This is a genomic window from Sphingobium sp. FW305-3-2-15-F-TSA7, from assembly GCF_058787155.1.
In genome coordinates, this window is record NZ_JBYSZM010000018.1 from 111792 (window position 1) to 124189 (window position 12398).

Genomic DNA, 12398 nt, shown 5'->3' on the forward strand with positions numbered 1-12398 from the left:
AATTCCGCGAATTATGATTCCAGATTCGTCACTTTATGTGTGAATATTGAAGAGATACCGTTATATTTGCCGAATATATGAAAGAAACCTATCAGCCGGGTCGAGTCGATCGCCGGATGGTCGCGCTGGAGGCGCGGGCGTGCTTACCATAATGATTCCGGTGTGACACGCGGGATCGGCCACTCACTGCCTATATGGAAACACCCTTCACTGCACCGTTTCGGCCCAGCGATCGCGATAGGCGCGCAATGCCACGAACACCGCAGGATCGTCGGCATCCGGATCCAGCGCGGGATCGAGTTCGGCAAGTCGCCCCCGCAAGATGGGGCTCGCGCAGCGCAGGAACGGATTGATCCGCCGTTCCTCGGCCAGGGTCGTGAACCGCAGCCGTTCCGACGGCAGCGCCGCAACCTCGGCGGCAAGCGCACGGACATCGTCGTTGCCGGGCTCGACATGCGCCGCGAAACGCAGGTTGCGCACGAGATAGTCATGCCCGGGATAGACGATGGTCGCCCCATCCATCGGCCCGATCCTGCCGGTCAGGCTTTCGTAAAGCGTGGGCGCATGCCCGCCATAGCCGCAATTGCCCGCGCCGGCGGCGAACAGCGTGTCGCCGGAAATGAGGAAGGGCATCCCGCCATCCTCGCCGCTCAATGCGATATGCGCCATGGTGTGCCCTGGCGTCGCCAGCACCTTCAGCATCGCCGTCGTGCCGATCGCGATCTCGTCGCCGTCCGACAGCATCCGGTCGATCGGGAGGATCGTGCCCGCCGCGGCCAGCGGCGCCAGGATCTGCAGATCGTCCTCCGCCTTCATCGCGGCATTACGCCCGGCATGGTCCCAATGTTCGTGGGTGTTGACGATCGCGGTCAGCCGCAGACCGTTTGCGGCGACCGCCGCACGCACAGCTTCGTCGTCATAAGGATCGACCGACACCGCCTCGCGCGTTTCGGGGCAGAAGACGATATAGTGGAAATGATCGAAGCGGGTGCCCGGCCGAAGCGGCAGCACCGCCATCACCAGTCTCCGGAAGCAAGCGCGTCGCGCAGATTGTCGAAGAACAATGTGTAGTTCGCCTCCGACATGGCGCGCGCATCGTCCTCCGCCACATCGACCGGCACGAAGGTGGAGCGCGCGAGCAGCACCGATGCGTCGGGGCCGGCCGGAATCACCTTGGCGAACCCAAGATAGCCGGCAAAGGGCACGATATCGCCGGTATCGACGATCTCGAAGGTCATCTCCATCGCCTGCGGATCGAAATGGACGAGCTTTTCCTTCACCATGCCGTCGCCCAGATGCCCTTCGGTCCGCATGGTCCTGATCATGCCGAGCCCTTCCCCCTCGAACTCGATCGACGAGACGAAGCCGAGTTCGGCACGGCGCTGGCCATCCTCGGTGGCGAACAACCGCCAGAGACGATCGGCCGACGCCGCGAAGCGCGAAGCGCGTTCGATCGTGATCATTGCCCCTTGCCTCCCTTGGCGAGGACCGCGCCGCGCGCGCCCTTGTCCAGATCCCATTGCAGCCGCATCTTGTGGACCTTGAGCACCATCGCGGTTTCGACGGCGGCGATATCCGGCTGGCCGTAGCAATGGTCGATCAGGAAGGCGCGATAGTCTTCGTGCGATCGATGATAGGTCGCCAGGCCGATATCGAAACGGCCCAGCGTCATGATCAGGTAGAAGACTTCGGGCACCTCGCTCAGCCGCGCGATCAGCGCTTCGATGTCGGCGCCCGGTGCCGCGTTGATGAAGGTCTGCGCGTTGAAGGCATAGCCGAACGCCTCGGGCAGCGCCTCCGCCTGGATGGTGATGACATTGTCATCGATGAGCTGGCGGACGCGGTTGCGCACCGTCCCTTCCGACACGCCGACGGCAGCGGCGATGTTGGAATAGGGCATACGCCCGTCCTGCTGCAGCAGATTGATGATCCGGCTGTTCAGTTCATGCGTGTCGTCCACGCCGCTCGACCCGGCGATGGCGGATGGCCCTTCACCCCTGCGCCGCGCGCCGCCTCGTCCTTTTTCAGCCATTTCTTCGCTCCCTGGCGACTTTCGGATCCACAATGATCGACTAGCCGATATTGGAGGTTTCCGCAACATATTCGTCCATATTATGCGTATTCCTTATCATAACCGTCCATACAGTGATGAATCCTTATTGACTCGATCGGAATCGAGGCATATCCACAATGCAGCCCGGCAAACGGGCTTTCAGGAGATTGCCTTGACCCAGGTTGCGCCCAGATTCGCGGCCCGCTCGCTCGCGCCCCAGCCGGAAGGAACCGACGGCCTGTTCAGCCAGAGCTGGTTTCCGGTCTGCCGCTCGGACGAAGTCGTGGCCGATACGGTCCAGGGGTTCGACTTTCTCGGCGGACGCGTGATCGTCATCCGCGATGCCGACGGTCAGGCGCGCGTGCTGAGTGCCTATTGCCCGCATATGGGCGCCGATCTGTGCACCGGCGAAATGATCGACGGCACGGTCCGCTGCCCCTTTCATTTCTGGCGCTACGATGCCGAGGGCCGCTGCGTCGCGACGGGATCGGGCGATCCGACGCCGCCGACCGCGCGGCTCTTCGCCTTTCCCACGGCCGAACGTTACGGCTGCATCTTCGCCTTCAATGGCGAGACGCCGCTGTTCGACATTCCCGATTTCCCCGACGCGCCGAAAAATCTGATCTGGAAGACGGGCGAATATGATCGCGAGATGCCGGCCGATCCCTGGGTGATCTGCTGCAACACGCCCGACATGCAGCATATCCAGGTCGTCCACGGCATCAGTTTCGACAACGGCATGCCGCACGACCAGGTCGAATGGTCGCCGCATTCGATGGTCTACGAATTCGCGGGCACGATGCGCGACGGTTCGGCGATCAAATTCCGCGTCGGCATATTCGGCGCCAATATCTATTGGCAGGACGGCTATATCGACGGTCGCTGGTTCGGCTTCGTCGCGCCGATGGGACTACCCAGGCCCGGGCATTCGCGCCTGTTCTTCACCGTCGGCGTCGAGGATGACGGCAGCGATCCGGCAAGCGCACGCGCCTTCCTTGACGCCATGTACGCGCTCGAAGTCCATGTCGCGACCGAGGATCTGCCGATCATCGAGCATGCCCGCTTCAAGCCCGGCACGCTGACGCGCAGCGACCAGACGCTCGCGCGCTTCCTGCAATATCTGCGCGACTATCCGCGCGCCCATCCGTCGGCGGCATTCATCAGCTGACGACAGAGCATCGTGCGGAAAAGTGGGAACCGGTTTTCCGCAAAAACGAAGCGACAGCAAAAACCTATATCAAGGGAGACGATCATGAGGGGCGGCATCACCGACAACGATCTGACCGAAATCCTGGCCCTGTGCCCGCGTCTCTACGCGGCGGTCGGCTGGAATGCGGAGCAGGCACCCGACTGGCAGACTTTCCGCGACTGCTGCCACCCGCAGGCGATCCTGGCGCCGTTGAGCGCGGGTACCGCCGCGACGATCGCGATCGAAGATTTCATCGGCGCGATGACCGCCCAGCGCGCCTCCGGCGAGCTCACCGATTTCAGCGAGGTCGAACTGGGCCGTCATGTCGAGGCGTTCGGCAATGTCGCCAGCGTGCGCAGCAGCTTCGCCGCCGTCATGAACGGCGTCGAACGGCGCGGCGTGACCTTTGCGCAGATCGTCCGCCACGAGGGCCGCTGGCTGATCCATTCGGCGATCTGGGACAATGAGGCGGAAGACCGCCCGGTTCCCGCCGATCTCGCCTGACCGGCGAGCAATCACAGACATATTCAGGGAGGGATATCATGGGGAACGCAAATCGATCGCGGGGAACCGCCGGGCTGATCGCCATCACGCTCGCCACGGCATTCGGTGGGGCCGGCACCGCTTTTGCGCAGCAGGCGGCCGAAGCGAGCGGGGACGGCATCGCCGACATCGTCGTCACCGCGCGCAAACGCGAGGAGAATCTGCAGGAGATCCCGGATTCGATCACGGCATTCTCCGCCAGCACGATTTCGGAACGCCGGCTGGAACGGATCGACGACTTCCTGGCGCTCACATCCAATGTGCGCATCAACAATGACCAGGATACCGCGACCAACAATATCTCGATCCGCGGCCTGGGATCGAACCGCAACCAGGCGGCGGCCGTCGCCTTTTCGATCGACGGCGTCGTCCTGCCCGATTCCGACGCCTTCACCATGGATCTGTCCGACGTCGAGCGCGTCGAGATACTGAAAGGCCCGCAGGGCGCGCTGTACGGCAAGGGCGCGATCGCCGGCGCGATCAACATCACCACCAAGAAACCGACCAACGATTTCGAGGGCGAGGTCAAGGCCGGCTATGCCAGCGGCGATGCCTGGCGGGTGTTCGGCGCGCTGAGCGGACCGATCGTCGAGGACATCGTCCTGGCACGCGTCTCGATCTCGCACCGCGACGGCGACGGCACGATCGTCAATCGCCTCGACGGACGCGGTCTCGACCGCAATCGCCAGACCCGCGTCACCGGCCGGATGATCGTCAATCCCAGCCCCGATTTCAGCGTCGACCTGCGCGCGTCGCATACCAGGGAACTGGGTGGCGCCACCTGGTTCAGCCTGGTCAATGTGCTTGGCACCAGCGGCGGCGAAATCACCAGCGCGATGGCGCGCATCCGCCCCAATCTGGACGGAGAATCGATCACGCGGCGCAAAGTGACCGACCTGTCGATGACGCTCAATTACGACACTGCGATCGGCACGCTCACCTCGATCAGCGCCTATGACAAGATCGACGTCTACTTCAATCAGGACCTCGACATCTCACCCTTCCCGATGGTGCCGACCGCCGCGCAGGACCGGGTGACCAAGAGCTTCAGCCAGGAAGTGCGGCTGACCTCTCCGGGCGACCAGCCGCTGCGCTATATCGCCGGCGCCTATTACCAGCATTCGAAGCGCGACATCGACACCTTCGCCGAACTCGATTTCTGCCTGTTCGTCGCCAGCTGCTTCAGCGGTCCCGCCGGCGGTTTCGTCTCGGGCGGCGTCATTCCGGCGGTGCTTGCCGACAATCGCATCACCTTCAAGCAATATGCGCTGTTCGGCCAGATCAACTACGACATCATGGACACGCTCGAGCTGACCGCGGCGCTGCGCTACGACACCAACAAGGCGCGGATCGACGATTATCAGTCGTCGCTCGTCGATCGCGACACCTTCTCGAAGCTGCAGCCCAAAGTCTCGCTCGCCTACAAGCCGACCGACGCGCTGACGCTGTACGGAACCTATTCGCAGGGCTTCAAGAGCGGCAGCTTCAACCCCGCATCGGCCGGCCCCGCCTTTCCGCGCGTCATCGGCCAGGAAAGCTCGCGCAACTACGAGATCGGCGCGAAGACGAGCTGGCTCGACCGGCGCCTGATCTTCAATGCCACGGCCTTCTACACCGAGCATCTCAATCCGCAGATCTTCCAGCTCGACGCCGCGACGCTGACCCAGGGCTCGCTCAACGCGCGGCGATCGGAGATCAAGGGGTTCGAGCTGGAGCTGAACGCGCGCCCGGCGCGCGGCGTCGATCTCAACGCCTCGTTCGGGTACATCGACGCGAAGATCAAGGATTTCAACGGCACCGCAGCCTATGTCGGCCAGCAGCTTCCCAACGCGCCCAAATTCACGCTGAACATCGGCGCGCAATATCGCCATCCATTGACCGATACGATCGAAGGGCGCGTGCGGCTCGATTTCGCCGCGGTCGGACGGCAATCCTTCCAGGATTTCCAGCTGCCCTCCAGCCCCGACGTCTATCTGTTCCAGAAAAGCTACGGCACGCTCGACGCGACATTGGGGCTGGACGGCACCAACTGGAGCGCGACGGTCTTCGTCAAGAATCTGACCAAGCGGCATTACGCCACCTCGGCCTTCTCGCGATACATCTTCGCGGCCGGTTTCGTCCCGCTCAATGCCGATGCCGTTCAGATCGACACCGGCCGGATCTTCGGCGGCGAACTCAGCTTCAGATTCTGATCGGGGACAGGCAATGACAATCGACCGGCAAAGCTTCCATCTGTCGCCCGAGGGGGAAAAGGCGTTCGGCTATGCCCAGGCCGTCCGGATCGGCGACCGGCTGCACATCTCCGGATCGCTGAGCGTGGACGGCACTTTCGCGCCGCTCCACGCCGGTGACATGGCCGCGCAGATCGGGCAGGTCTATGACATTGTCCGCCGCACGCTCGCGGCGTTCGACGCGGGGCCCGCCAATGTCGTTTCCGAACGGATCTTCGTGACCGACATGGATGCCTTCCTCGCCGCCAATGGCACGCGCATCGCGGTCTATGCCGGCTGTGACCTGCCCGCGACCACCGCAGTCGAGGTACGCCGCCTCGCCTTTCCCGAATGCATGATCGAAATCGAGATCATGGCAGCGCTTTGAATTCGGAGACCCCAATGCCCAGCGATATCGCCGATCCGTCCACTTGCCCCATCCATGTCGAACGCTCGGTCGCGCTTGCGGCCGACGCCGATACAGTGTGGGCCGTGGTCGGCGATCTCGCCGACACCACGATCACCGAGGGGCTGGCCGAGCGCGTCGAGGTGGACGGCAGCGGGGCCGGCGCCGTCCGCCGCTTCTTCCTGCCCGGCGGGATCAGCATCGCTGAACGGATCGAGCACTTCGAGCCCGCCGAGCGCAGCTATGCCTATCGCATCTTCGACTATGGCCCGCTGCCCTTCACCGATTATCTCGGCCGCGCACAGGTGGTTGCGGCGGGACCGGACGGCGCGCTGCTGACCTGGTCGGCGGCCGCAGCACCACTGGACAGTGCCGGCGACGTCGCGCGCGCAATGATCGAGGCCAATATCGATCATGCGCTGTCGGCGCTGGCGCGGCGCTTCGGCACGGCGACACCGCTTTGACCGCGCCGGTCTGGACCGTCGGCGCCGACCGGCCCGTCTACCCCGCGCTTCGCGGCGAGGTGATCGCGGACGCCGTCATCATCGGCGCAGGCTATTCGGGCCTGATCGCGGCGATGGAGGCGCAAGCGGTCGGGCTGTCGGTGGTAGTGCTGGAAGCGGAACAGCCCGGCGCCGGCGCATCGGGCGTCAATGCCGGGCATTTCGCGCCGATGATCATGCCGGGAACGAGTCCGGAAAAAGTCCGCACGACGCTGGGCGAAGCGCGCGCGAAGCGCTGGCTCGGCCTGATCGCCGGGTCGGGCCGCTGGCTGACCGACTGTATCGACCGCCACGCCATCGCCTGCGACCTGAGAAGCGGCTATCTCTGCGTCGCGCGATCGGATCGCAGCGTGGAGCGGATACGCGCGGGCTTCGCCGCCTGGACCGAGCATGGCGGTTCGTTCGAGACGGTGGATCGCGCGACGCTGGACGCGCAAATCAATTCCGCGCGCTATGCCGGCGGTGTCCGGCTTGCCGAAGGCGGCACGCTCAACCCGCTCGCCCTGGCGGCGGGCCTGGCGCATGCGGCGACGCAGGCCGGCATCCGCATTTTCGGCGACAGCCGTGCCTTGTCCGCCACGCGTGACGGCGACGCCTGGATCCTCGCCACGGCCCGGGGGACGGTGCGCGCGCGGCGGATGCTGGTGGCGACGGGCGCCGCGCATCTGCCCTTCTCGTCGTTGCGCGGCATGACCTATCGCATGGCGGCCGCCATCGCCGCGACCGATCCGCTCGCCGATCGAGGCGCCGCGATGTTCCCGCAAGGCGGCGCCATGGTCGACCTCGACGACAAGGCGGTCTTCAGCCCCGGCATCGACAGCGCCGGCCGCCTGGTCGGCAGCATGCTGTGCGGACGCGGGGAGCCGTCATTGCCGCGCAGCGCGAAGCCGCTGCTGCGCCGGCTGGGACGCGCCTTTCCCGATGCCGAGCAGCCACGCTTCACACGCCTGTCCTGGGGCGAGATGACGATATCGGCCAACGGCCTGCCACGCATCCTGCGCTTCGGCGACGAAGCCTGGTCCGTCACCGGCTGCAACGGCTTTGGCCTGACCCACGGCATCGCGGCGGCGCGCGAGGCGGCGAAGCTGTTGAGCGGCGCATCGCCCGACACGCTCGCCCTGCCCGTCACGCCGCCTAAGCCGCTCAAGGGGCATCGCTTCGTGGCCTTCACGCTGCGATCGATGGTGGCGCCGGCGCTCAATCGCTTCGGCTGATCCGGCTGGTTATAGATAGACGGTCGGCGTCGAGCCCCGGCCGAGCAGGCACAATGACGGGCGGGCACCGCGCGTATATTGCAGCCTGCCGATCCGTATGACGCTGATATGACCGAGCTTGCGCGATCCGAGCCGGCGATGCGAGAGGATCGAGGGGATGTTGTAATCGGCGATGCTGCTCATCGTGCAGTCCAGCCCCTCCTTGCGCAGCCAGGTCTTCATCGCGCCCCATATGGCGGAGAAGCCGCGACCCATCCTTTTGTCCTCGCGCAGCCACATGCCCGTATCCCACGCAGCATTGTTTGGCAGCAGATAGCGGACATGCATGTCGCCTTCGTCATGCACGCGCTTTCCCATCCAGGTCACGCCGATCAGTTCGTCATGCCGGTCGAAGATACCGATACATTCCAGCCCGCGCGCAAAGCGTTCGGCCTGCGCCTCGGGTCCGATGTCGATGCTGTGTCCGGCGAGTGCGGCCTGATCGAGATCGCGACACGAATAGCCGCGCGGCATGTCGGGAATCCGGTGGATCGGCACCGCGATCAGCTTGTAGCGATGATAGGAGATATGCGGGAGCTTGGTGCAGAAATAGGCGAGCCCGTACGACGCCATGCCCACCATGCCGAGCACCTTGAACGACAACATGCTCGGCATTCGATCCCCCCGACCGCCCACGACGCATCGGAAGGCTTATCAGCATCGCGTCCGGCTGTTCAACCCGGTGAGGGTCAGGCCAGCCGATAGGGTGCGGGATCGCCGATCTCGTCGACAAGCTGCGCACGCGCCTGCGCGCGGCTGGCATCGAACAGGCGCTGCAGCATGGGCGGATCGACGGTGGTGCACTGCGCCGCAATGCGATCGATAATCGCGGCGTCGCCATGAAGCGCGATCTGCGAGATCAGATCCGCCGCGTCGATCCCGCAATCGAGTTGCGGGGCCAGCAGCTTCATCGTCCGTGCGCGCAGGCGGAATTCGAACTCGGCGAGCCGCGCGGATTCGACTTCCTGCTTCTTCAACAATGCGCCGCGCAGATCCCAGACCAAATCGTGCCTCCGCCACACGCATCAGCTTATTTGCTGGCAACCTTCGTATAGGGCACGAACTTGCCCAGCCCGACAAAGCCGGACGAGAATTGCGTGCCGCGATCGAGCAGGTGCACCGTATCCAGGCTGCAAAGCTGCGAGCTGTAGGTCTTGGTCACCAATATGTCGTCGCGATCGAGCGAGGATTGACCGATATCGGGCCGGTTGACGTACAGCCTGTTGCCGCTCGTCCGGTAGACGATCGCCGTCCGGTCGATGATCTCGCTCGACTGGATGTCGCGCAGATTGATGCAGTCGACGGGCTTGCCGGCAACGCGGCCATCGAGCGCCTTGGCAAGGCGCGCCTCAGCCTTGGCCGTCGCAGCGGGCGACGCAGCCTGTGCGGGAAGGGCGGCAGCGAGCAGCGCCGCGCCGATCGAGACCGTGATGGGAATACGCATAGCTTTCACCTCATGCTGAGTCTGTCGAAATCCGTATCACATCGAAACTGAACTGGTGATGAGCGTATCCGATAATACGCCGATCCCTTGTCGCGGCCAGTCCCGACGTCTCGAATTCGAATGTGCCCATCCGTAAGTTCGAGGGCGTCGAAACAATGACGGCACCATGCGTTCCAAACCGCACTACCAGTTCCGCATCGCGGAACGGTTTGCGCAATGCTGCCCGGGCATCGATTGCGTGCGCAGGGCTCGACAAGTCTCGACAGGATCGCCCCGACGGATCATGAGTGCCGGCATGAAATGGCCCGCTCCCTTCCTCGCGCTGCTCGCGCTCACCGGTTGCGCCGCAGCCGATTCCAATCCGCCCACCGCATCGGCGCCGGCCGCCGAGGCGACCGTCAATCGCCAGATCTTCGCCGCGACCGCGCATCCGATGGCGACCGAAGCCGCGCTTGCGGTGTTGCGCCGCGGCGGCACCGCGGTCGACGCCGCGATCGCGGCACAGGCGATGCTGTCATTGGTCGAGCCGCAAAGCTCGGGCCTGGGCGGCGGCGCCTTCATGACCTATTTCTCGGCGAAAGACGGCCGCGTCACTGTCTATAATGGGCGCGAGACCGCGCCGATGGGCGCATCGCCGCGCATGTTCCTGGGCGCGGACGGCAAGCCGCTCGATCGCGGTGCCGCGATCACCGGCGGGATCGCGACGGGCGTGCCCGGTGTCGTCCGCATGCTCAAGCTCGCGCATGACGAACAGGGCAAGCTGCCCTGGAACAGTCTGTTCGCCGATGCCGAGCGTGCCGCCGATCAGGGTTTCCCCGTGTCGCCGCGCCTCGGCCGTTTCGCGCAGGGCGGCCGCTATCCCCAGGCTGCACAGCCCGATGTCGTCGCCTATTTCACCAAGCCCGACGGCAGCCGCTACCAGACCGGCGAGATGCTGAAGAACCCGGCCTTTGCCGATTTCCTCCGCCGCCTCGCCGCGCAAGGCCCCGACGCGCTCTATACGGGCAAGACGGCGGCGGCGATCGTGGCGAAGACCACCAGCGGCTCACTGCCCGGGACGATGACGCTCAAGGACATCGCCGATTATCGCGCGGTCAGGCGCGAGCCGCTGTGCGGGCCCTATCGCATGATCCTGGTCTGCGTGCCGCCGCCGCCGTCGAGCGGCGTCGGCCTGCTCCAGCTGCTCGCCATCCTCGAACGCACCGATATCGCCGATCGCGGCCCCGCCGATCCGCAGGCCTGGTATCTCTTCGCCGAAGCCAGCCGCGTCATGTACGCCGATCGCGACGCCTGGGTCGGCGATGTGGCCGACGTGCCGGTCAAGGGCCTGCTCGATCCCATCTATGTCGCAAGCCGCGCCGCGCTGATCGGTCCGAAGGCGGGTCCGCCGCCCGCCGCCGGCACCCCGCCCGGCGCCAAGGCGCCGAAGCGCGACGCCACGGTCGAGCCCGGCGGCACCTCGCATTTCGTCATTGTCGACAAATGGGGCAATGCCGTCTCGATGACGACCACGGTCGAATCGATCTTCGGATCGGGCCGGATGGTCGACGGCTTCTTCCTCAACAACCAGATGACCGATTTCTCGTTCATCCCCGAGGGCCCCAATGCGGTCGGCCCCGGCAAGCGGCCGCGCTCGTCGATGACGCCGGCGATCCTGCTCGACGGAAAAGGCCATCTGGCCGGCGCGATCGGATCGCCCGGCGGCAATTCGATCCTCGCCTATGTCGGCAAGGCGACGCTAGGCGCGCTCGGCTGGAAATTGCCGATGGCGGACGCGATCGCCCTGCCCAACATCGTCGCACGCGGCCCGAACTTCAACGCTGAAGCCGACAAGTTCGCGCCCGGCGTGGTCGACGGCCTTTACGCGCGCGGCGTCGACGTGCGCGGTGCCAGCGGCGAGGAATCGGGACTGCACGGCTTCCTCGTCACCCCCAATGGCTATGTCGGCGGGGCAGATCCCCGCCGCGACGGCAACTCGGTCACGGAGCCCGTACAATGAGCACGCTCACCCCTTTCCACCTCGCCTTTCCCGTCGACGATCTCGATGCCGCGCGCCATTTCTACGGCAATGTGCTCGGCTGTCCCGAGGGCCGCAGCAGCGATCGCTGGATCGATTTCGACCTGTTCGGCCATCAGATCGTCACGCACCTGACCGACGCGCCGCGCGCCAAGCCGACAGGCAATGGCGTCGACGGGCATCACGTGCCGGTGCCGCACTTCGGCGTGGTGCTGACACCCGAGGCATGGGACGCGCTCGCCGCGCGGGTGAAGGCCCATGATATCGCTTTCGTCATCGAGCCCTATACCCGCTTCAAGGGCGAAACCGGCGAGCAGTCGACGATGTTCTTCCTCGATCCGGCGGGCAATGCGCTCGAATTCAAGGCGTTCGCGGATATGGAGCAACTCTTCGCGGCTTAACCGCCCGCCGCGTTCATGGCCCGGCCGGTCGTACGCTATACCCAATGATGGATTCCCAATCGCGCGGCGATGGTGTTGATGGACGCGGGCAAAAGGAGTTTTCGGCTCTTGTATTCGCGTATCAGGGCGTTCGTTACCAAGTCGACCGGCATCATCGGGCTGTTGGCGCTTGGCGCCTGTGCCTCGGCGATCGTTCCGCCGCCCCGCAACCAGGCGCCCCGTACTGAATCGCCGCGCGCACAACCGCCCCGATCGCAGCCGCCGCGCAGCCAGCCTCGCACACCGGCCCCAGTGCCGCGTTCGCCCACGCCGCTGCCGCCCGCCGCCGCACCGATCCAGCGGCCCAGCGCCCCCCCCCCCGCCCCCCCCCTCCACGCAT

Annotated in this window: 14 protein-coding genes and 1 pseudogene; 8 read left to right on the plus strand and 7 right to left on the minus strand. The window is 65.2% G+C overall.

The features are described 5' to 3' along the window. Positions 1–207: 207 nt before the first annotated feature. Genes AC3WN8_RS15725 through AC3WN8_RS15735 form a run of 3 tightly spaced genes read right to left on the minus strand, consistent with a single transcriptional unit; the run spans position 208 to position 2032 of the window. Positions 208–1017, minus strand: a complete 810-nt coding sequence (locus tag AC3WN8_RS15725) for a hydroxyacylglutathione hydrolase C-terminal domain-containing protein (RefSeq protein ID WP_492670392.1) — start codon at positions 1015–1017, stop codon at positions 208–210. Continuing rightward, positions 1017–1463, minus strand: a complete 447-nt coding sequence (locus AC3WN8_RS15730; RefSeq protein WP_492670393.1) for an SRPBCC family protein — start codon at positions 1461–1463, stop codon at positions 1017–1019. The genes AC3WN8_RS15725 and AC3WN8_RS15730 overlap by 1 nt, the downstream gene beginning before the upstream one ends. Further along, a complete protein-coding gene (locus AC3WN8_RS15735; RefSeq protein WP_492670394.1) occupies positions 1460–2032 on the minus strand; it encodes an Lrp/AsnC family transcriptional regulator in 573 nt (190 codons plus the stop codon). The genes AC3WN8_RS15730 and AC3WN8_RS15735 overlap by 4 nt, the downstream gene beginning before the upstream one ends. 193 nt (positions 2033–2225) lie before the next feature. On the opposite strand from AC3WN8_RS15735, the gene AC3WN8_RS15740 reads away from it, so the two are divergent. The 6 genes from AC3WN8_RS15740 to AC3WN8_RS15765 all read left to right on the plus strand — a co-directional run bounded on the left by AC3WN8_RS15740 (position 2226) and on the right by AC3WN8_RS15765 (position 8118). Continuing rightward, positions 2226–3221, plus strand: coding sequence for an aromatic ring-hydroxylating oxygenase subunit alpha (locus AC3WN8_RS15740; RefSeq protein WP_492670395.1), 996 nt, complete (start codon positions 2226–2228; stop codon positions 3219–3221). Positions 3222–3305: 84 nt separating this feature from the next. After that, on the plus strand, positions 3306–3746 hold the full coding sequence (locus AC3WN8_RS15745; protein WP_492670396.1) for a hypothetical protein: 441 nt from the start codon (positions 3306–3308) through the stop codon (positions 3744–3746). A gap of 38 nt (positions 3747–3784) precedes the next feature. After that, complete coding sequence (locus AC3WN8_RS15750) at positions 3785–5977, plus strand: TonB-dependent receptor (protein WP_492670397.1); 2193 nt, start codon at positions 3785–3787, stop codon at positions 5975–5977. 13 nt (positions 5978–5990) lie between these two features. Beyond that, entirely contained in the window at positions 5991–6383 is a 393-nt protein-coding gene (locus tag AC3WN8_RS15755) for a RidA family protein (protein ID WP_492670398.1), read from the plus strand. Positions 6384–6397: 14 nt separating this feature from the next. Beyond that, positions 6398–6865: an SRPBCC family protein gene (locus tag AC3WN8_RS15760; protein ID WP_492670399.1), complete on the plus strand. Its 468-nt coding sequence runs from the start codon at positions 6398–6400 to the stop codon at positions 6863–6865. Continuing rightward, on the plus strand, positions 6862–8118 hold the full coding sequence (locus AC3WN8_RS15765; RefSeq protein WP_492670400.1) for an NAD(P)/FAD-dependent oxidoreductase: 1257 nt from the start codon (positions 6862–6864) through the stop codon (positions 8116–8118). The genes AC3WN8_RS15760 and AC3WN8_RS15765 overlap by 4 nt, the downstream gene beginning before the upstream one ends. A 9-nt stretch (positions 8119–8127) precedes the next feature. Here AC3WN8_RS15765 and AC3WN8_RS15770 read toward each other — a convergent pair whose 3' ends face one another. The 3 genes from AC3WN8_RS15770 to AC3WN8_RS15780 form a co-directional block, all read right to left on the minus strand. Next, positions 8128–8772, minus strand: coding sequence for a hypothetical protein (locus AC3WN8_RS15770; protein WP_492670401.1), 645 nt, complete (start codon positions 8770–8772; stop codon positions 8128–8130). 74 nt (positions 8773–8846) lie between these two features. Further along, positions 8847–9161, minus strand: coding sequence for a hypothetical protein (locus AC3WN8_RS15775; protein WP_492670402.1), 315 nt, complete (start codon positions 9159–9161; stop codon positions 8847–8849). Between the two features lie 26 nt (positions 9162–9187). Continuing rightward, positions 9188–9601, minus strand: a complete 414-nt coding sequence (locus AC3WN8_RS15780) for a hypothetical protein (protein ID WP_492670403.1) — start codon at positions 9599–9601, stop codon at positions 9188–9190. 295 nt (positions 9602–9896) lie between these two features. On the opposite strand from AC3WN8_RS15780, the gene ggt reads away from it, so the two are divergent. Both ggt and AC3WN8_RS15790 read left to right on the plus strand, forming a co-directional pair. Continuing rightward, a complete protein-coding gene (gene ggt / locus AC3WN8_RS15785) occupies positions 9897–11600 on the plus strand; it encodes a gamma-glutamyltransferase (RefSeq protein WP_492670404.1) in 1704 nt (567 codons plus the stop codon). Then, positions 11597–12019: a VOC family protein gene (locus AC3WN8_RS15790; protein WP_492670405.1), complete on the plus strand. Its 423-nt coding sequence runs from the start codon at positions 11597–11599 to the stop codon at positions 12017–12019. Before ggt ends, AC3WN8_RS15790 begins: the two co-directional genes overlap by 4 nt. Positions 12020–12054: 35 nt before the next feature. Here AC3WN8_RS15790 and AC3WN8_RS15795 read toward each other — a convergent pair. Beyond that, positions 12055–12398, minus strand: a pseudogene (locus AC3WN8_RS15795) (hypothetical protein); the annotation flags it as partial.